The organism is Stenotrophomonas sp. 05L414_2, from assembly GCF_056397905.1.
Genome location: NZ_JBFTOJ010000015.1, coordinates 1 through 19,675, shown reverse-complemented (window position 1 = coordinate 19,675; position 19,675 = coordinate 1). Strand labels below are relative to the sequence as shown.

General features: G+C 67.4%; 14 protein-coding genes. 8 read left to right on the top strand and 6 right to left on the bottom strand.

The window, feature by feature from the left end; genetic code table 11:
* Window positions 1–146: 146 nt before the first annotated feature.
* Together AC1DJN_RS03770 and AC1DJN_RS03765 are read right to left on the bottom strand one after the other, a co-directional pair.
* The gene (locus tag AC1DJN_RS03770) at window positions 147–902 is read right to left on the bottom strand and encodes a basic secretory protein-like protein (protein ID WP_313114509.1); all 756 of its coding nucleotides are present in this window, start codon (window positions 900–902) and stop codon (window positions 147–149) included.
* Window positions 899–4,243 (bottom strand): GH92 family glycosyl hydrolase, encoded by a 3,345-nt coding sequence (locus tag AC1DJN_RS03765; protein WP_478038893.1) that lies wholly within the window; start codon window positions 4,241–4,243, stop codon window positions 899–901. Before AC1DJN_RS03765 ends, AC1DJN_RS03770 begins: the two co-directional genes overlap by 4 nt.
* A gap of 436 nt (window positions 4,244–4,679) precedes the next feature.
* Between AC1DJN_RS03765 and AC1DJN_RS03760 the strand changes: the two genes are divergently transcribed.
* From AC1DJN_RS03760 to AC1DJN_RS03745, 4 genes are all read left to right on the top strand, one after another.
* The gene (locus AC1DJN_RS03760; protein WP_025874129.1) at window positions 4,680–4,877 is read left to right on the top strand and encodes a zinc-finger domain-containing protein; all 198 of its coding nucleotides are present in this window, start codon (window positions 4,680–4,682) and stop codon (window positions 4,875–4,877) included.
* Between the two features lie 15 nt (window positions 4,878–4,892).
* On the top strand, window positions 4,893–6,008 hold the full coding sequence (locus tag AC1DJN_RS03755; protein WP_478038892.1) for a glycosyltransferase: 1,116 nt from the start codon (window positions 4,893–4,895) through the stop codon (window positions 6,006–6,008).
* The gene (locus AC1DJN_RS03750) at window positions 5,989–7,320 is read left to right on the top strand and encodes an O-antigen ligase family protein (protein WP_032975439.1); all 1,332 of its coding nucleotides are present in this window, start codon (window positions 5,989–5,991) and stop codon (window positions 7,318–7,320) included. Before AC1DJN_RS03755 ends, AC1DJN_RS03750 begins: the two co-directional genes overlap by 20 nt.
* A gap of 415 nt (window positions 7,321–7,735) precedes the next feature.
* On the top strand, window positions 7,736–8,185 hold the full coding sequence (locus AC1DJN_RS03745) for an REP-associated tyrosine transposase (protein WP_025874132.1): 450 nt from the start codon (window positions 7,736–7,738) through the stop codon (window positions 8,183–8,185).
* A gap of 103 nt (window positions 8,186–8,288) precedes the next feature.
* On the opposite strand, the gene AC1DJN_RS03740 is transcribed toward AC1DJN_RS03745, so the two are convergent.
* Window positions 8,289–9,206, bottom strand: a complete 918-nt coding sequence (locus AC1DJN_RS03740; protein ID WP_025874133.1) for an LpxL/LpxP family Kdo(2)-lipid IV(A) lauroyl/palmitoleoyl acyltransferase — start codon at window positions 9,204–9,206, stop codon at window positions 8,289–8,291.
* A 60-nt stretch (window positions 9,207–9,266) separates the two neighbouring features.
* Here AC1DJN_RS03740 and waaA point away from each other — a divergent pair, with 60 nt between their 5' ends.
* On the top strand, window positions 9,267–10,565 hold the full coding sequence (gene waaA, locus AC1DJN_RS03735; protein WP_478038891.1) for a lipid IV(A) 3-deoxy-D-manno-octulosonic acid transferase: 1,299 nt from the start codon (window positions 9,267–9,269) through the stop codon (window positions 10,563–10,565).
* A gap of 235 nt (window positions 10,566–10,800) precedes the next feature.
* Entirely contained in the window at window positions 10,801–12,123 is a 1,323-nt protein-coding gene (locus AC1DJN_RS03730) for an amino acid transporter (protein WP_478038890.1), read from the top strand.
* A gap of 84 nt (window positions 12,124–12,207) precedes the next feature.
* On the opposite strand, the gene AC1DJN_RS03725 is transcribed toward AC1DJN_RS03730, so the two are convergent.
* From AC1DJN_RS03725 to AC1DJN_RS03715, 3 genes are all read right to left on the bottom strand, one after another.
* Window positions 12,208–13,566 carry a TolC family outer membrane protein gene (locus AC1DJN_RS03725; RefSeq protein ID WP_025874136.1) on the bottom strand — a complete coding sequence of 453 codons (1,359 nt, stop codon included), beginning with the start codon at window positions 13,564–13,566 and terminating at the stop codon, window positions 12,208–12,210.
* Between the two features lie 16 nt (window positions 13,567–13,582).
* Window positions 13,583–14,230, bottom strand: a complete 648-nt coding sequence (locus tag AC1DJN_RS03720; protein WP_032975442.1) for a protein-L-isoaspartate O-methyltransferase family protein — start codon at window positions 14,228–14,230, stop codon at window positions 13,583–13,585.
* A gap of 136 nt (window positions 14,231–14,366) precedes the next feature.
* The gene (locus tag AC1DJN_RS03715) at window positions 14,367–15,047 is read right to left on the bottom strand and encodes a TetR/AcrR family transcriptional regulator (RefSeq protein WP_032975445.1); all 681 of its coding nucleotides are present in this window, start codon (window positions 15,045–15,047) and stop codon (window positions 14,367–14,369) included.
* A 123-nt stretch (window positions 15,048–15,170) separates the two neighbouring features.
* Between AC1DJN_RS03715 and AC1DJN_RS03710 the strand changes: the two genes are divergently transcribed.
* The gene (locus tag AC1DJN_RS03710) at window positions 15,171–16,307 is read left to right on the top strand and encodes an efflux RND transporter periplasmic adaptor subunit (RefSeq protein ID WP_478038889.1); all 1,137 of its coding nucleotides are present in this window, start codon (window positions 15,171–15,173) and stop codon (window positions 16,305–16,307) included.
* A gap of 3 nt (window positions 16,308–16,310) precedes the next feature.
* Window positions 16,311–19,472, top strand: a complete 3,162-nt coding sequence (locus AC1DJN_RS03705; RefSeq protein WP_154881033.1) for an efflux RND transporter permease subunit — start codon at window positions 16,311–16,313, stop codon at window positions 19,470–19,472.
* Window positions 19,473–19,675: the final 203 nt, after the last annotated feature.

Here is a 19,675-nt window from a genome sequence, read left to right as displayed (position 1 = left end):
ACCCTGGGCCCGACCAACTTTCCATGGGCGGAGCAATGTCATGCGCAGTCGAGTGAGCAAGCGGTATTTCCAGCAGCTGTTCGCGCTGTACGCCGGTTTCGTGCAGTCGCGTTGAAGGCCGGGGCATCGCCCCGGCAACATCGAACTTACCGCCGCTTCGCGCGTCGCGCGGGCGGCGGCGCAGGGGCCGGGGAGCGCGGCTTGGCATACTCCGCCCACAGCGCCGGCAGGGGCTTGCCGGTGTGCTTCTGCCACAGCGCCGGTGCATAGCGCCCGTCGCGCAGATCCTTGTCCAGTGCCAGCACCAGTCCCGGGTGCGCCGCTTCGGCCCACTTCAGGAAGGCACCGGTCACCCGGTAGCCGCTTTCCACCGTCTGGCCCTGGCTCAGCTTGTCCGGCAACGCCCAGCCGGCAGCGGCGTTGTTCATGCCGTAGCGATCGCGGGCGTAGTCGGCGATGCCCTCCACCAGCCAGCCCGGCACGCGCTTGTCGCCGTAGCTGGGGTAGCCCTGCACGATGTGCATCGCTTCGTGGGTGACCAGATCGATGTCATCCGGGTGCTGGACCAGCCAGCCCGGATTGATGGTGATGGTGCTGGCCTTGTCCTTGTCGCCGACGAAGGCGACGCCGTTGTACGCCGGATCGATCACGATGCGCACTTCGTTCGGCGCGGCCGGGCGGAAGTCCGCACGCTCGCGCAGGTAAGCAAAGTAGAACGTATCGATGATGCGCTTGCGCACCGGCGCGGCCAGCGCGCCGGTGGCATCCTGGTAGTACAGGGTCACCCCGTCACGGCTGACCTGGCCATCGAAGGCCTGGGTCTGCGGTTGTGCGTGGCTGAGGCTGGGAAATACAAGGGCGGCAAGAGCGAGGGGGAGCAAACGTAGGCGCATGGACGTCATTGTAGGGGGGAGGGCGCCAACAGTTCGATCTCGGCCAGCTGCAGGCGCCCCGGCGCAGCCAGGCGCAGACGGTACTCGGCGTAGCGTGAGGGCGAGGCGATACGGAACGGGCGGGTCTGCCGCGCCGAGGTGAAATCTTCGCCGCGTCGCTGGTCCAGCGTTACCCAGCGCCCGTTGCCGGCACGCGCTTCCAGCGTCCACTCACCGCCACGGATCGTGCCGTCACCGCTGGTCAGCGTGTACATCGTCGGTACGCCATCGCCCACGTGGCTCAGTGCGATGGTCACGCCGCCGCCCAGCGGCACGGCCGTGTTGGCATCGTCGTCGATCAGCGCGGGCAGGGCGCGGCCATCAGCCAGTGCCGCCTGCGCGCCGTTGCCGAGCAGATCGTGCAGCAACTGCGGGCGCTGGCCGCGGGCGGTCAGCGAGCGCGGTACATCATCCACGCCGCTGCCCCAGCGTGACGGCTGCGGGCCCATCACGAAGTCCAGGGTTGCACCCTTGGCGATCACTTCGTGCGGCACCCAGGTTTTGCTCCACGGCTTGCCGTTGATCTTCAGCGACTGCACGTACACGTTCTCCGGCGAATTCTGCGGTGCATTGACGGTCAACACCGCGCCGCCCTGCAGCTCGACGCGCGCATGCTGGAACGCCGGCGAACCAATCACGTACTCCGGCGCACCCATGCGCAGCGGATACAGGCCCAGCGAGGCCAGCACGTACCACGCCGAGGTCTCGCCGTTGTCCTCGTCGCCCGGATAGCCCTGGCCGATCTCGCTGCCGACATACAGCCGCGACAGGATCTCGCGCACATGCTGCTGGGTCTTCCACGGCTGCCCGGCATACAGGTACATCCACGGGATGTGGTGTGCCGGCTGGTTGCTGTGCGCGTACATGCCCATGCGCACGTCGCGCGCTTCGGTCATCTCATGGATGGTGCCGCCGTAGGAGCCGGCGAATGCGGCGTCGGCGGTTTCCGGGGTGGCGAAGAAGGTATCGAGCTTGGCGGCCAGCTTGTCGCGGCCACCGTACAGCGCGGCCAGGCCTTCGCCATCGTGCGCGGCGGTGAAGGCGAACGTCCAGCCATTGGACTCGGTGTAGTCGTGGCCCCACACGCGCGGGTCGTAGTCCTTGGCCTGCAGGCGCCAACTGCCATCGGGCCTGCGGCCCTGGAAGAAGCCGGCGGCCGGATCGAACAACGTCGCGTAGCTGCCGGCGCGGTGGCGGAAATAGTCGGCCTCGGTGGCGTAGCGTTCGCGTGCGGACGGTGTCGTCGCGCGCTTGGCCAGGGCATCGGCCATGTTGGCGATGCCGAAATCGTTGAGTGCACCTTCCATCGTCCACGACATGCCTTCATGCACGTCGGCGCTGGCATAGCCGCGGAACGTCGAACGATCCATGCCCTTGCGGCCGACGTGGCGGTCCGGTGGCACCACGGTGGCGTTCTTCAGCGCTGCGGCGTAGGCCTCTTCCGGATCGAAGCCACCGATGCCCTTCAGCCACGCATCGGCGAAGGCGACGTCCGAGCTGGTGCCGACCATCAGGTCCGCGTAGCCCGGCGAGGACCAGCGCGCGACCCAGCCACCGGCGCGGTACTGCTCGATGAAACCCTGTACCAGCTGCCCGGCATCATCCGGGGTGAACAGCGCATACGCCGGCCAGGTGGTGCGGAACGTGTCCCAGAAGCCGTTGTTGACGAAGACCTTGCCGTCGCGCACCGGTGCGAAGCTGCGCGTCGCGCTGCCGTCGGTGTTGTCATCGGCGGCGCTGGCCTGGCTGGCATAGCGCCACTCGGGCGCGGCGGCGGTGCCCACATTCTCGTGGCCGGAATTGGGGTACAGGTACAGCCGGTACAGGCTGGAGTACAGCGTGGTCTTCTGGTCGTCACTGGCATTGCCGATGTCGAAACGGGCCAGGCGCGCATCCCACGCATCCTGTGCGCGTCCGGCCACGCTTTCCAGCGTATCGGCGGCGGCGATTTCCAGTGCCAGGTTGTGCCGCGCCTGCTCGACGGAGATCAACGAGGTGGCGATGCGCATCGTCACCCGGCGCTCGCTGCCTGGGTCGAACTTGATGTAGCCGGTCGGGCGGCCGGTGCCGATCTGGCCGCTGCTGCGCCACGGCCTGTCGAAGCTGGCGACCACGTACATGCGGGTGGCGCCGTTGGACAGGCCGCTGCGGGTATCGGTGTAGCCGGTCAACGTCTGCGTGGCGGCATCGAGGGTGAGTCCGCCGCGGGCATCGACGTTGTCGAACAGCAGGTTGGCGTCGCCACCTTCGGGAAACTCGAAGCGGAACAACGCGGCATGGTCGGTGGGGGCGATGGACGCGGCGATGCCGTTGTCGAAGCGCACGTCGTAGCGGTACGGGCGCGCGTTTTCCTGCGTGCGGTCGAAGGACAACGCCCGCTTGCTGCGGTCCGCTTCGGGCACACCGCGCGTGGCGGAGGGCATCACCTGGAAGGTCTGGCGGTCGCCCATCCACGGGCTGGGCTGGTGGCTCAGCGCCAACGCCTGCAGCTGCGGCCGGTTCTTCGCATCGTTCTGCTCGTTCCAGCGGTACAGCCAGTTCAGTGCGCTGGCATCGGTCACCGGCGTCCAGAAGTTGAAGCCGTGCGGTACCGCAGTGGCCGGGAAGTTGTTGCCGCGCGAGAAGGTGCCGTTGGCCTGGGTTCCGCGCGTGGTCAGTACCCAGTCGGAGACGCGCTGCGGCGCCTGCCRTGGCTGCACGTCCAGGCGCACGTCGTCGATCCAGCCCGACACAGGCGCGCCATTGGCGCTGGCCACCTCGAGCTCGATGGCCAGCACGCGGCGGCCCTTCAGCGCCGGCATGTCGCCCAGCCTGACCGCCTTGCGCGCCCACTGCTGCGGGTACAACGTCTTCGAATCGCCCTGCGCCCGTGCGCCCAGCGCTACGCCGTGCTGGTCGCGCGCGCCGCTGGCGGAGACGCGGCTGCCATCGTCCAGCAGCAGGTCCAGCGAGACATAGGTGGAGGCCACGGTGTCCTTGCCGACGATCTCCGGCAGTACCAGCCAGGACAGCGTGGTGTCGGTGTCGATGGGCAGATCGGTCTTGAACAGTTCGCGGCGTGCCTGGCCGCCACTGGTGCTGTAGTGCAACGCATGCAGGCCGCTGTAGCCGACGTTGCGCTTGGCCGCGTACGGCGCGCCGGGGCCGCTGCCGACGTCGACGGACAAGGTGCCATCGGACCTGGCCGGTGCCGGTTCGCCCGGCTCGAAGGAGGTCTGCAGCCCTTGCGCCAGCACCGGCGTCGCAGTGGTCGCACAGGCCAGGGCCAGGGCGAGCGGAAGCAGGGCGCGGCGCGGATCGGACAGGGTCATGCAGGGTCTCCCGGTAGGGCAGGCGGCAGGCAGAACCCGCATCGGCGAACACCACGGACAGCATCGCCCCTTCCGCCGCAGGGCAGTCGGGAGGCGATGCAGGTCCGGTGGGGGACGGGCCATGCGATCGGGTCAGGAATGGATCGCTGCCGATGCTGCAACAGCCGGCAGCGCCCTGACAAGTGCCATTTAGTTCGATCCAAATGCGGGAAATTCGAACGACGGCCGATTCCGCGCGGAACTGACTGGCCTGCCTGGGATTTCCCGCCGATGGGGCAGGGCAACGGCAGCGCGGGAGGGGCAGGGCGGTCGCACGTGGCTGCACCGGCGAAGGCTGCAAGCGGGCCGCCGCGCGCAGCGGCCACGCCGCGCACGGTGTTTGCCGGGCCCAGATGCTAGAATCGCAGGCCTCGCAATCCGTTCATCGACATCCGCCATGAGCCATACCGCCACCGCGCCCGCCAACGCCGAAAAGCGCTACACCGTGCACCGCAGCGATCTGCCGCTGAGCTGCCCGACCCCGGAAATGGCGCTGTGGAACTCGCATCCGCGGGTGTACCTGCCGATCGAAGACGAACCCAACGGGCAAGCGCAGTGTGCTTACTGCGGCGCCGTGTTCGTGCTGGCCGACTAAACGGCTGCCCCCTCGATGCGCCGATTGACCGTGGTGYAGTTGCTGCCGGCGCTGCACTCCGGCGGTGTCGAGCGCTCGACCCTTGAAATCGCCGCGGCCCTGGTCGCTGCCGGCCATCGCGCGCTGGTGGTGTCCGCTGGTGGTCGCCTGGTGCAGCCGCTGCTCGACAGCGGTGCCGAGCACCTGACCCTGGATATCGGCCGCAAGTCGCTGCTGACGCTGCGCCATCTGCCTACCCTGCGTCGCCTGTTCACCGAAGTGGGCGCCGACATCGTCCACGCCCGTTCGCGCCTGCCGGCGTGGCTGGGGCTGTACGCGATCCGTGCGATGCAGCCGGCGCAACGCCCGCATTGGGTGACTACCGTGCATGGGCTGAATTCGCCCAGCCGCTACAGCGCGGTGATGACCAGCGGCGAACGCGTGATCTGTGTGTCCAACAGCGTGCGCGACTACGTACACACGCATTACCCGACGGTGCCGCACGACAGGCTGCAGGTGATCCCGCGCGGGGTGGATGTCAGCCAGTTCCCGCGCGTGGCACGCGCTGATCGGCGCCCCCGGCTGGCGCTGGCGGCCGACTACCCGTGGCTGGCCCAGGTCGACGGACCGCTGTTGCTGCTGCCCGGTCGCGGCACCCGCCTGAAAGGGCACGCCCACGCGTTGCAGCTGCTTGCCGATGTCCGTGCAGCAGGCGTGCCGGCACAGTTGTGGATGCTGGGCACCGACGAGCCTGGCCGGGAAGCCTATGTGGCAGAGCTGCGCAGGCAGGCGGCCGCACTGGGCGTGACCGGGGCGGTGCACATCAGCACGCCGACTGCGCGCATCGCCCAGGCGTACGCCGCCAGCGATCTGGTGCTGCAGCTGTCGGACAAACCGGAAGCCTTTGGTCGCACCGTGGTCGAAGCGTTGTCGGTCGGCCGCCCGGTGCTGGGTTGGAACCATGGTGGGGTCGGCGAACTGCTGCAGCAGCTGCAACCCAGTGGCGCCGTGCCGCTGGGCAATGCGCAGCTGCTGGGTGAACGTGCGCTGGCCCTGTTGGCACAGCCGCCGTCGCTGCCAGGCCGTATCCCGTTTACCCTGCAGGCCATGCAGCGCGATACCCTCCGTCTTTATGCCGACCTCGCTGGCTGACGCCACGCCGCCCCTGCGCGATGAGCGCGCCGGCCGCTGGGCACCCTGGTGGGTGCTGGCCTACGTCGCGTTGTGGCCGCTGCCGGGTATCGCCGAAACAGTGCTGGGCCTGGGGGCGTTGTACGCCGCCGCACGCATGGTCATCCGCCGGGTGCAGCATCGCCCTCATCTGCTGAGCCCGGCAGCGTGGGCACTGACATCGATTCTTTTCCTCGGCTACTGGTTGCCGCAGGCGTTCTCGGCCTTCGATGCCGTGGACCCTTCGGCGTCGTGGACCAAGGCTGCGGCCGGGCTGCGCTATCTGCCTTTCATGTGGCTGGTGGCGATCGCCGTGGCCACCCCGCAGCGGCGGCGCCTGACCCTGGGTGGGTTGGCGGTGATCACCGGCCTGTGGACGCTTGATGCGCTGGTGCAGGCACTGGCAGGCACCAGCCCCTGGTTCTGGTCGCTGCAGCAGATCAAGCTGGCCATCAGCGGCCACGCATTGTGCCCGGCTGAAGAAGCCGCGCTGGCCGACCGTCTCAGCGGCGCGCTTGGGCCGTGCAACCTGAAATTCGGCCAGGTGCTGGCCAGTCTTTCGCCGTTCCTGTTGTTGCCGGTGGCGCGCCGTTTCGGCAATGCGGGCTGGTTGCTGGCCGTCGCCGCGGTGGGCGTGGTGCTGCTGCTGGCCGGCTCGCGTGCCTCATGGATCACCTTCGGCCTGGTGGTYGCCTACAGCGGCGTGCGCCAGCTGGGATGGAAGCGGCTGGGCCTGCTCGCGCTGGTGGGTATTCTCTCGGCGAGCGTACTGGCCGCCAGCGTGCCGCAGCTGCGTGAGCGTGTGGCGCGCACGGCAATGGCCTGGGGCGGTGGCGAGGATGGGGTCGAGCAGGCACTGTCCGGTCGTACCCGCATCTGGAGTGCGGCGGCCTGCATGATCGAAGCACACCCGATCAATGGTGTCGGTGCACGCGGCTTCCGCGATGCCTATCCCCACTGCGTTGCGGATGAAGGACCGGCGGTGTGGGGCACCATGCCCGCGCTGCACGCCCATCAGATCGTGCTGGAGATCCTGGCTGAGACAGGTGTGCTGGGGCTGCTGCTGTGGCTGGCGGCGGTGGCACAGGCATGGCGGGCATGGCGTTTCGCCCCGGCCCCGGCGCGCGAACGTGCACGCCCGGCAATGCTGGCACTGGCGGTCACCGTGTTCCCGCTCAATACGCACCTGGCGTTCTATTCCGCGTTCTGGGGCGGCTTGACCGTCCTGCTCGCCGCGCTGTTCGTCGGCACGTTGCTGGCGCGCGAACCGGACGATCAGCCGGGCGCCGGGTAATCTCCGCATCCACGCAGGGCGTGGATCTACTGGATTGTGCGGGGTTGGGGAACGTCCTATCCACGCATGGCGTGGACCTACTGGATTGTGCGGGTTGGGGCCTATCCACGCATGGCGTGGATCTACTGGATTGTGCGGGGTGGCTGGTCGTATCCACGCATGGCGTGGATCTACTTGCGTGTGCGGGTTGGGGCCTATCCACGCATGGCTTGGATTTACTGGATTGTGCGGGGTGGCTGGTCGTATCCACGCATGGCGTGGATCTCCGGGGACGTGTCTGGCGGGGGAGCAGTAGATCCACGCCATGCGTGGATGGGCTTTCCCATGAACATTGGCCGGTGTCGCGGCTTTTCCCGACTGGCCGCAGGGTGGTCCGCCAATGCAAGGATGATCGGGCAAACCGCAGTCTGTCCCCATGGCAAGCCCCAGACTCCGCTACGGTCGCTACTCCCGCACGGGAAATGTCTATTCCCTGACCACAACAACGCGTGGCCGGGAGCCATTCTTCTCCGACGCAGGCAATGTCGCTGTGCTGGTGGACGCGCTGCGCTTCGTCGAACGCAGCGGCATCAGCCACAGCCTCGCCTGGGTGGTGATGCCCGACCACCTGCACTGGTTGATGGAGCTGCAGAAGGGAACGCTGGCCCAGTGCATGGCGTTGCTGAAATCACGCAGCAGCCGGCAGCTGAACCGGATATCGGGACGAAAAGGGCCGCTCTGGCAGCACGGCTATCACGACCATGCGGTGCGTACCGATGAATCCCTTCATGACAACGCGATGTACATCCTGGGCAATCCGGTGCGGGCCGGATTGGCTGGTGGGCTGGGGGACTACCCTCACGCCTGGTGTCGTTGGCCGTTGTAGATTCCGGCATCGGAAGAGAGAACATCCACGCATGGCGTGGATCTACTGATCGGCATTCCCAGTAGATCCACGCCATGCGTGGATGAGCCATCCAAATCTCACGTCACTTGTAGAAATCGCTGCGCCCGCCTGGCTGGCGCTTGAAGCGGCGATGGATCCACAGGTACTGGTCCGGTGCCTCGCGCACCATCTGCTCGATGGCCTGGTTGACCCGCGCGGTATCGGCTTCGACGTCCTCGCTGGGGAAATTCTCCAGCGGCGCGCCGATCTTCAGGAAGTACTTCCCGCCTTCGCGGCGATGGAAGTAGGGGATGACCGCACAACCGGTCATCCGCGCCAGCTGGTGGGTTGCGGTGATGGTGGAGGCGGTGTGGCCGAAGAACGGCACGAATACGGTGTCCTTGCCGCGCATGTCCTGGTCGGGTGCGTACCAGAGGAAGCCGCCCTTTTTCAGGTGGCGCACCGTCGCGCGGATGTCCTCGTTGGCGTACATCGCCTTGGCATAGCGCAGGCGGCCGAACTTCACCGCCCACTCGTACACCGGGTTCTTGTGCTTGCGGTACATGCCGGACAGGTCGACGTGGTCGCACAGCAGGCGGCCGCACATCTCCAGGGTCATGAAGTGGCCCGAGACCAGCAGCACGCCGCGGCCTTCGGCCTGCATCTGCTTGAGGTGTTCCAGCCCTTCGATGTGCACCTGCGGGCGGATGCTGTCGATGCTGCCCCACCAGGAACGCGCGCATTCGAAGATGCCCACACCCAAGGCGTCGAAGCTGTCGCGCACCAGGCGCTTGCGCCAGGCCTCGTCCTTCTCGGGAAAGCACAGCTTGAGGTTGACCTCGGCGGCATGGCGGCGGCTGCCGGCCAGGCGCCAGGCGATCGAGCCGACCCCGCGGCCCAGCACGCGCTGCAGCGTCCACGGCAGCCGGGCGATCCCGAAGGCAGTGAACATGACGGCAAACATCGGCCAGTTGCGTGGATCACGCAGCGACGGACGGACGGCGGTGGTGGCATCGGACATGCCGCCATTCTACCAATCCGGCCGCGTGTCTTTCCCGGGGGGCTCCCGTATCCTTGCCGCATGCGTAAAGACCCTGTCGAATGGATCCTGYGTGGCCTGTACTCGGCCGTGCTGTACCTCCTGCTGCCGATCACCGTGTACCACCTGGTCTGGCGCGGCTTCCGGGTCCGTGAATACTTCCGGCGCTGGGATGAACGCTATGCGTCCTATCCGCAGCCCAGCGGCCAGCCCCGGGTCTGGCTGCATGCGGTCTCGGTGGGCGAGGTCAACGCCGCTGCGCCGCTGGTCAATGCGCTGCGCGCGCAGCGGCCGGACATCCGCTGGGTCATCACCACCATCACCCCGACCGGCTCGGAACGGGTGCGCGCGCTGTGGGGCGATGCGCTGGACCATGTGTACCTGCCGTACGACGTGCCGGGCAGCGTCAACCGCTTCCTGGGGCACTTCCAGCCCAGCCTGGCGCTGATCCTGGAAACCGAGCTGTGGCCGAACATGCTGTTCGGCTGCCGCGACCGTCGCATTCCGGTGTACATCCTCAATGCGCGCCTGTCGGCCCGATCGCTGCGCGGCTACCGCGTGCTGGCGGCGTTGATCCGGCGTGCGCTGCGCACGGTCACCTGCGTGGCCGCACAGTCGCAGGATGACGCTGCGCGGTTCGTGCAGCTGGGCGCGGCGCCGGAACAGGTGCAGGCACTGGGCAACCTGAAGTTCGACATCGCCACGCCGGACGTGCAGCCCTTCATCGAACAGTTCCATGCCCATGTGCCGGCCACGCGCCCGGTGTGGATCGCGGCCAGCACGCATGATGGTGAAGAGCAGGCAGTGATCGACCTGCACCGCCGCCTGCGCCAGCAGCATCCGGACCTGCTGCTGCTGTGGGCGCCGCGGCATCCGGAGCGCTTCCCCAAGGTGGAGGCGCTGGCCCGCGAGCAGGGCTGGAACGTGTCGACGCGGCGCGCACAGCAGTGGCCGGACGCGCGTAGCGATGTCTTCGTCATCGACACGCTGGGCGAACTGATGCCGTTCTACGGCTGTGCCCAGGTCGCCTTCGTCGGTGGCAGCCTGCAGGCCATCGGCGGCCACAACCTGCTGGAACCGGCAGCGATGGGCACCGCAGCGGTGACCGGCCCGCATCTGCACAACTTCGCCGAGATCTCGCGGCGCATGCGCGAGGCCGGTGCACTGCTGATCGGCGAGGACGTGCAGGCGGTGGGTGATCTGCTGCTGCACCTGCTCGACGACGTGCAGGCGCGCGAAGACATGGCCCGCGCCGGTTGCACGCTGGTCAGCAATGGCCGCGGCGCGCTGCAGCGGACCCTGCAGCTGGTGGCTCCACACCTGCCGCCGCCGCTGGCCTGAGACCCCGCCTGTCGCCCTCAGGTGTTTCAAGGGCGCCCTGCCTTTGCGCTGTCGTGAACGCCTGCATCAAGCCTGCTTGATGGTGGTGAATCTGTCGTAGCTGGACCGCTCGCGCCGACCACGGCGTGCAAGCTGTCACATCATCGTTCGTATGGCGCAGATTCCGATTCCGCTTACCGCGTCAGGCTGCCAGCCTGTTGTCGACCACGCTTGGGCGACATCAAGGGAGCTTTGAATGATCGGCGACAACGGAGGCGCGCTGCACGCCAGCGCGAAGCCCGGGAGGCTGGGCACCGACCATCTGCTGGTGGTGGCGCTGACCCTGCTGTTGGGCGGCAGCGTTGTCGCCCTGGTCGGGCAGCACACGGCGGCACAGGCGGGGCCCGCCATTGTCCTCAGCCTGTTGCTGGCGGCGTTGGGCGCAGTGCCGATGCTGTATTGCCTGCGCATGGCGATGCGGCGCCTGCCGGATGCTTCGGGTCTGCATGGTCTGCTGCGTGCCGCCTGGGGCAGGCTGCCTGCCGATGTACTGGTGATTACCCTGCTGCTGGAACTGGCGGCGACCATCGCAGGGCTGGCGCAATCGATGGCGCGTCATCTGTACGCAGCCGCCGAGGTCATCGACGCTGCACCCGGGCAGTGGCTGCCCTTGCCGCTGGCGGCTGCGATTCTGGTGCTGCTGCTGGGGGCTGCCGCTGCAGTGCTGCGGACGCCGCGCGCGCTGTTGTTGGCCAGTGCACTGTTGACGGTGAAGCTGGGCGTGGGCCTGCTGCTGTTGTTGCTGGCAGCACGCCATGTGCACTACGCGCATTGGATTCCGTGGCTGCCATCGGCTACCGCGCCCTATCGCTTCGGGTTGGGTGGCGTGCTGGCAGCGGGCGTGGCATTGCTCGGCGTCCTGCTGGGTGCGGGCCTGCTGGCAGGGTTTTCCGGGCGGGTGCCGCGCCCTCGTTCGCAGGTTTCCAGAGCCGCTGGCGCAGCGGTGCTGATGGCGATGTTGTGGCTGATGGTACTGGCTGCGCTGCAGTCGGGCCTTGTCGAGTTTGCTGCGTTGGCCAGCACGCGGCCGCTGTCGGTGGCGTTGCAGGGGATCCCGCAGCTGCAGTGGTTGCTGCCACTGTTGCCGTTGGCGGGCGGCGCGGGGCTGGCGGCCCTGCAGTTGGTGCTGCTGCTGTTGGCAGCGCGGCTGGGGAGGGAAGTCTGGCCGCCGAAGTCCGGCGCAGTGGGTACCGGTGCGCGTTTGCTGCTGACGCTGGCGCTGACCGTGCTGTCGGCGGCGTTGGCGCTGTCGCTGCCGGAGGAGTGGCTTCCACAGTTGCCGGGGCCCGCAGGCCTGCTGGTCCTGGCCGCCGTGTGCCTCGGCGTTRCCCGCAGCCAGTGGCAGGTGCGGGCCGCGGCCGGCGAACGACGGCTGATCCCGATGGTGCTCTCCCCAGTGGCAACCGCACTGTGCCTGTTGCCGGCAGCCACGTCGCGGCTGTTTCTACCGGTGCTGGTGGTGCTGGCGGTCGTGTTGGCAGGCGTCCTGTTGCGTCGGCGCGCCGGGCGTTCGCGCTAGCGCCCCCACACACCGCAGGCCACCTGCAATCAATAAAAAAGCCACCCTCGCGGGTGGCTTTGTGACCAGGCCGGTCGCGCCGACTCAGTTCGTGGTCGTCGACGGGTTGCCCGCGTCCTGGGTCAGCAGGCGGTTGATGTCCTGCAGTTCGGCGACATCCAGGCCACCCACGGCCTGGCTCAGCAGCAGGCGGTTCTGCAGGAAGTTGTAGCGGGCCTGCGCGTAATCCAGCTGTGCGGAGAACAGGATGCGCTGGTTCTGGATCACGTCCAGCACGGTGCGGGTACCCACTTCCAGGCCGACCTGCGAGGCATCGTAGGCGCTCTGCGCGGAAACCACGGCCAAACGGCGCGCTTCCACTTCGCTGATGCCCTGCACCAGGGTCTGGTAGGCATTGCGGGTGTTGCGGTCCAGCGCGCGCTTCTGCTGCTCGAAACCATCCTGGGCGATGTCACGCTGGGCCAGCGCCTGGCGCACGCCGGACTGGGTGGCGCCGCCGGAGAAGATCGGCACGCTCAGGGTCAGGCCGATGCTGTTGGTGCGTGCATCGGGGGAGAGCGAACCGGCGCCGACGCTGTCGCCCCAGGTCGCGCTCTTGCCCCAGCTGCCGCCCAGCGACAGGGTCGGGTAGTGACCGCCACGGGCGGCCTGCACGCCGGCTTCGGCGGCACCGACCTTCAGCTCCTGCGCCTTCAGCGCCGGATTCTGCGTGGTCGCCTGCTGCACCAGCTGGTCCAGGTTGCCGCGGTTGGCCGGCACTTCCGGCCGGAAATCGGCCGGCAGGCCCTTCAGGTTGACCACGGGCTGGCCGGTCAGTTCGGTCAGGGCCTGGTAGTTATCGGCCAGGGTGTTCTGCGCAACGATGGTGTTGGCGCGCGCCTGGTCGTACTGGGCGCGGGCCTCGTGCACGTCGGTGATCGGCGCCAGGCCCACTTCCAGGCGCTTGTCGGCGAAGTCGAACTGCTTCTTCGCGGCCGCTTCATTGGTCTGTGCGGCGTTCAGCGATTCGATCGCCACCAGCACGTTGAAGTAGGCCGCCGAGGTGCGCACGATCAGGTTGTCGTTGGCCGAGTCGAGGGTGAAATCAGCCGCCTTGCTCAGCTCGCGCTGCGAGCGCAGGTTGTTGATCTGCGTCCAGTTGAACAGCGTCTGCGAACCGTCGATCGTGTAGTTGCGGCGCTTGCTGGTGACCGTGCCGGAGTTGGCGTCATGGTCGGCTTCGGTGCGGGTGCGGCTCAACTGGGCCTGGCCATTGATCTGCGGCAGCAGGGCAGCACGCGCCTGCACGGCGCCTTCCTTGTCGTACAGCCGGGTGGATTCGGCGGCGGACAGCTGCGGGTCACCATTGCGCGCCATTTCATAGACCTGCAGCAGGTCGGCGGCATGGGCGGACAACGGCAGCAGGGCAGTGGCCAGCGCAACAGCGAGGGATCGGCGGATCATTGCGGCTTCCTTGGACTCAGAGGTGGAACTGGGGGGCCGGGGCGGCACCACGCAGGTAATCGATATCGGTCTCGAACAGCGACTCGGTGCTGCCATCGGCCTTCACCAGCAGTGCTTCCATCGCCGGCGAACGGCCCTGGATGACATACAGGCGACCACCCGGACGCAACCACGAAGCAAACTGTGACGGCACCACGTCGACGGCGCCAGTGACACAGATCACGTCGAAGCGGCGTTCGGTCTGCCAGGCCAGGCCATCGGCCACTTCCACGCGCACGTTGGTGCCGAGGCCGGTGGCATCCAGGCGGGCGCGCGCAGCGGCGGCCAGTTCCGGGTCGATTTCCAGGCTCAGCACGTCGCGCGCCAGCGCGCCGATGCAGGCCGACAGGAAGCCGCTGCCGGTGCCGATTTCCAGCACTTCGTCACCCGGCTGCAGATCCAGTGCCTGCAGGGTACGGCCCTCGATGACCGGCTTCATCATCTTCTGGCCGTTGCCGATCGGCAGTTCGACATCGGCATAGGCCAGCGCCCGGTGCGCGTCGGCGACGAAGGCCTCGCGCGGCAGGCGGGCCAGGACGTCGAGCACCTTGATGTCCAGCACGTCCCAGGGACGGATCTGCTGTTCCACCATCAGTTCGCGGGCGTGGGCGTAATCAATCGTCATGAGGTTCAAATCCAGCGCAGTGGGCCGGCCATTTTACCGGTGCCGGAGGCCGGCGGCGCGCCCAGAGCATCAGCTGCGGGGTGGCCGGGGTCGCAGTGCCGGAAGTCATCGCGACCTCCGGTTCGTTCAGTTTTGGTTATCCAGCATTCCCAGCCCCCCGCGGCGCGTAGGCGCGCAGGAAGAAATCCACACTGGCGGCCACATGGATCGCAGCATCGGTCTCGACGGGGGACAGTGGCATGCCGCACATCATATGCATGTGCACTTCGCCCTTCACCAGGGTCAGGAACTGCTGGCCGGCGATGTAGCAGTCCGGGATATCCAGTTCGCCGCGCTCGGCACGCGAACGCATGAAGTCGGCCAGTGCCTCGCAGGTGCGTTGCGGGCCCGCCTGCCAGAACAGTTCGCGCAGGCGCTCGTCGGTCTCCGGCGCCATCATCATCCGCTGGATCGACAGGGCCGCGTCGGAGGTGATCATCTCGAAGAACGCCATGCCGATGCCCAGCAACTGGTCACGCAGGGGGCCTTCGACGTCGGCCACGAACAGCGCGTCGGGCAGCATCTCGATGCACTTGGACTGCACAGCTTCGGAGAACAGGGTCTCTTTGTCGCCGAAATGGCTGTAAACGGTCAGCTTCGAGACGCCGGCCTGGGCAGCAATGCTGTCCATGCTCACGCCGCTGTAGCCCTGTTCGATGAACAGTGTCTTGGCTGCCTCGAGTATTGCCGCGCGCTTGCCCAGATCCTTGGGGCGCCCGGGACCGGCAGCCTTGGCAGCGGGCTTGGCCGTCGGCTTTCGGGAAGTGGGAGAACTCATTCCGCTAATACTAGACCAAGCGGTTCGATATTTATACTATACCGACTGGTTCACTAATGTCCGCGTTGCAACAGTATGTTGCCGGCGCGTTCCCCCCGGATTTCTTTTCAGGTCCTGTACCTCATGAAAAACATGCGTTGGTTGGGCGTAGGCGTACTGGTCGTGGTGTTGGCAGCGTGCGGCAAGCAGGCCGCCGAGCCGGCGGCGGCCATCCCGGTGCTGGTGGTGCATCCCACCACGCAGGATGGACAGGCCGCGGCCGCCTACCCCGGCGAGGTGCGTGCCCGCCAGGAAAGCCCACTGTCGTTCCGGGTTGGCGGCAACCTGGTCAGGCGCTTCGTCGACGCAGGCGAGCGGGTGAAGAAGGGCCAGCTGCTGGCCGAGCTGGATGCGGCCGACTACGCCTCGCAGGCGGCGGCGTCGCAGGCGCAGCTGGCGGCGGCGGAAGCAGACCTGGTGCGCGCGCGCGATGACCAGAAGCGCTATGCCAAGCTGGCGGAAGACCAGCTGGTGAGCCGCTCGGCACTGGACCAGCAGACGGCGGCATTCAAGGCTGCACAGGGCCAGGCCAACGCCGCCCGGGCCAACCTCGCCGTGGCCCGCAACCAGGCCGAGTACGCGCAGCTGCGCGCGCCCGCCGATGGCGTGATCGCCAGCCGCCAGGCCGAAGCCRGCCAGGTCGTGAGCGCGGGGCAGACGGTGTTCACCCTGGCCGCCGATGGTGGCCGTGAGGTGCTGATCGCGCTGCCGGAAAGCAGCATCCGCGACTACAAGGTTGGCCAGTCGGTGCAGGTGGAACTGTGGAACCGTCCGGGCCAGCTGCTGCCGGGCACCCTGCGCGAGATCGCCCCGGCCGCCGATGCACAGGCGCGCACCTATGCCACGCGCGTGAGCCTGGCGCCGGAAGCACTGAGCGAAGTGGAACTGGGCCAGAGTGCGCGGGTGTTTGCCACCGCCGGGCGCAGTGGTGCGTTGCAGCTGCCGCTGGCGGCTGTGCTGCGCGGCAGTGATGGCAAGGCCAGCGTGTGGGTGGTCAATCCGTCCAACGGTGCATTGAAGGCAACGCCGGTGCAGGTGGGTGCCTACGGCGCGCAGGCCGTGCCGGTCGTGTCCGGCGTGGGCGCGACGGACTGGGTGGTCGCTGCCGGCGGCCATCTGCTGCGCGAAGGCCAGGTGGTGACGCCGGTCGACCGCCAGAACCGCCCGGTGCTGGCACCGTCGGCCGCCAAGCCGGCGCCGGCCGCAGGCAAGGGGCACTGACCCGTGCGCCGCTTCAATCTCTCCGAATGGGCGCTGGGCAACCGTGCGCTGGTGTTGTTCGCGATGCTGGCGTTCGCCGTCATCGGTGCCTGGTCCTACAAGCACCTGGGCCAGTCCGAAGATCCGCCCTTCACCTTCAAGGCCATGGTGGTACGCACGATGTGGCCGGGCGCCACCGCCGAGCAGGTCTCGCGGCAGGTGACCGAGCCGATCGAAAAAGCGCTGATGAACACCGGCGAGTACGAATTCATCCGTTCGTACTCGCGGCCGGGCGAATCGCAGGTGATCTTCATGGCGCGCGACAGCCTGCGCTCCAAGCAGATTCCGGACCTGTGGTACCAGGTGCGCAAGCGCGTGGGCGATATCCGCGCGACGCTGCCGAGGGAGATCGTCGGGCCCTTCTACAACGATGAGTTCGGCGACACCTTCGGCAACATCTACGCGTTGACCGGCGAAGGCTTCGACTACGCGGTGATGCGCGACTATGCCGACCGCATCCAGCTGGAGCTGCAGCGCGTGCCCGACGTCGGCAAGATCGACCTGGTCGGCCTGCAGGACGAGAAGGTGTGGATCGAGCTGTCCAACACCAAGCTGGCCACGCTGGGCGTATCGCTGCAGCAGGTGCAGCAGGCGCTGGCCGACCAGAACGCGGTCAGCGCCACCAGCTTCTTCGAAACCCCGACCGACCGCGTGCAGCTGCGCGTGACCGGTCAGTTCGATTCGATCGAGGACATCCGCAAATTCCCGATCCAGGCCGGCGAACGCACGTTGCATCTGGGCGACATCGCCGAGGTCAAGCGTGGCTTTGCCGATCCGGCCTCGCCGAAGATGCGCTTCATGGGCCAGGATGCGATCGGCCTGGCGGTGGCGATGAAGGACGGCGGAGACATCCTCAAGCTCGGTGCCACCCTGGATGCCGAGTTCGAACGCCTGCAGAAGACCCTGCCGGCCGGCATGCAGCTGCGCAAGGTGTCCGACCAGCCGCATGCGGTGGAAGAGTCGGTGGGCGAGTTCGTGCAGGTGCTCACCGAAGCGGTGGTGATCGTGCTGCTGGTCAGCTTCTTCTCGCTGGGCCTGCGTACCGGCCTGGTGGTGGGCGTGACCATCCCGTTGGTGCTGGCGATGACCTTCTTCGTCATGCACTACTTCGATATCGGCCTGCACAAGATTTCACTGGGTGCACTGGTGCTGGCACTGGGCCTGCTGGTGGACGATGCGATCATCGCGGTGGAGATGATGGCCACCAAGATGGAGCAGGGCTACGACCGCCTGCGCGCGGCCAGTTTCGCCTGGGAATCCACCGCCTTCCCGATGCTGACCGGTACCCTGATCACTGCCGCTGGCTTCCTGCCCATCGCCACGGCGGCATCCAGCACGGGTGAGTACACCCGTTCGCTGTTCCAGGTGGTGACCATCGCGCTGGTGGTGTCGTGGATCGCGGCAGTGCTGTTCATCCCGTACCTGGGTGACAAGATGCTGCCGGACCTGTTCAACCCGCAGCTGCCGAAGCCGGACAGCCTGGCCGGCCGCTGGCGCGCCAAGCGCCTGCAGTGGGCCGACCGGCATCCTTCACTCGCGCGCTGGATCGCACCGAAGGAGCATGCGCACGATCATGATCCGTACCAGCGGCCGTTCTACACGCGCTTCCGGGCGTTCCTGGATACCTGCCTGCGCCATCGCTGGTGGGTGATCGCTGCGACCATCGCCCTGTTCATCGGTTCGTTGATGTTGTTCCGCTTCGTGCCACAGCAGTTCTTCCCCGACTCGACCCGCCCGGAACTGATGGTGGACATCGAGCTGGCCGAAGGTGCGTCGCTGGCCGCGACCCAGGCACAGGCCGACAAGCTGGAGAAGCTGCTGAAGGGGCGCGAAGGCATCAGCAACTACGTGGCCTACGTCGGCACCGGTTCGCCGCGCTTCTACCTGCCGCTGGACCAGCAGCTGCCGGCCACCAACTTCGCCCAGTTCGTGGTGCTCACCGAAGACGCCAAGGCCCGCGAATCGACCCGCGATTGGATGCTGAAGGACGTGATCAATCAGTTCCCGGATGTGCAGATGCGGGTGACGCGCCTGGAGAACGGGCCGCCGGTCGGTTATCCGGTGCAGATGCGCGTGTCCGGCGAGCACATCGCGCAGGTGCAGGCGATCGCGCGCCAGGTCGAGGCCAAGGTGCGCGAGAACCCGCACGTGATGAACGTGAACCTGGACTGGAGCGAGCCGAGCAAGGTGGTGCGGCTGGTGATCGACCAGGACCGCGCCCGCGCGCTGGGCGTCAGCAGTGCGCAGGTCAGCCAGTTCCTCAGCAGTTCGTTGTCGGGCATGAGCGTGAGCACCTATCGCGAAGGCAACCGCCAGATCGAGATGCTGCTGCGTGGCCCGGACAACGAGCGAGCGCAGCTGGACCTGCTCGGCAGTCTGGCGATTCCGACCAGCAGTGGTACCGCGGTGACACTGTCGCAGGTCGCGCGGCTGGAATACGCCTTCGAGGACGGCATCATCTGGCACCGCAACCGTTTGCCGACGGTGACCGTGCGTGCCGACATCAGTGATGGCATGCAGCCGCTGGACGTGGTGCAGCAGATCGTGCCGACCCTGGATGGCATCCGTGCCGACCTGCCCAGCGGCTACCTGCTGGAGACCGGCGGCTCGGTGGAGGATTCGGCTCGCGGGCAGAACTCGATCAAGGCCGGCATGCCGCTGTTCCTGATCGTGGTGGCCACGTTGCTGATGCTGCAGCTGCGCAGCTTCTCGCGTGCGGCGATGGTGCTGGTGACCGCTCCGCTGGGCATCATCGGCGCGACGCTGTTCCTGTTGCTGTTCCGCGCGCCGTTCGGCTTCGTGGCGCTGCTGGGCACCATCGCGCTGGCGGGCATGATCATGCGCAACTCGGTGATCCTGATCGACCAGATCCAGCAGGACATCGATGCCGGGCATGACCGCTGGCATTCGATCATCGATGCGACGGTGCGGCGTTTCCGCCCGATCGTGCTGACTGCGCTGGCGGCGGTGCTGGCGATGATCCCGCTGTCGCGCAGCGCTTTCTATGGCTCGATGGCGATTTCGATCATGGGTGGATTGATTGTCGGCACGGTGCTGACGCTGGTGTTCCTGCCGGCGCTGTATGCGGCATGGTTCCGGGTCAAGCCGGACGAATCCGGGGCGTGATGCCCCGGGTTTCCCGGCCACCGGGCTGAGCCCCCTCTGCGGTGGTGGGCAGAAGCGGGATCGCTGGTCTGGGCCGGGTGGGTGGGCTGTTCGGCGGACGCCGCAAGTACGTCCTTGTAGCAACTGTGTTGCTGGAGGAGCGCCAGCCCTTCCGGTAAACGGGCACGGTAGTGCCGGCCGCTGGCCGGCAGCCTCAGGAGCAA

What these genes read in the sequence shown, in the direction of transcription:
- AC1DJN_RS03770 (WP_313114509.1), bottom strand. Translation starts at nt 902, where the DNA reads ATGACGTCCATGCGCCTACGTTTGCTCCCCCTCGCTCTTGCCGCCCTT.
- AC1DJN_RS03760 (WP_025874129.1), top strand. Translation starts at nt 4,680, where the DNA reads ATGAGCCATACCGCCACCGCGCCCGCCAACGCCGAAAAGCGCTACACC.
- AC1DJN_RS03745 (WP_025874132.1), top strand. Translation starts at nt 7,736, where the DNA reads ATGGCAAGCCCCAGACTCCGCTACGGTCGCTACTCCCGCACGGGAAAT.
- AC1DJN_RS03740 (WP_025874133.1), bottom strand. Translation starts at nt 9,206, where the DNA reads ATGTCCGATGCCACCACCGCCGTCCGTCCGTCGCTGCGTGATCCACGC.
- AC1DJN_RS03725 (WP_025874136.1), bottom strand. Translation starts at nt 13,566, where the DNA reads ATGATCCGCCGATCCCTCGCTGTTGCGCTGGCCACTGCCCTGCTGCCG.
- AC1DJN_RS03720 (WP_032975442.1), bottom strand. Translation starts at nt 14,230, where the DNA reads ATGACGATTGATTACGCCCACGCCCGCGAACTGATGGTGGAACAGCAG.
- AC1DJN_RS03715 (WP_032975445.1), bottom strand. Translation starts at nt 15,047, where the DNA reads ATGAGTTCTCCCACTTCCCGAAAGCCGACGGCCAAGCCCGCTGCCAAG.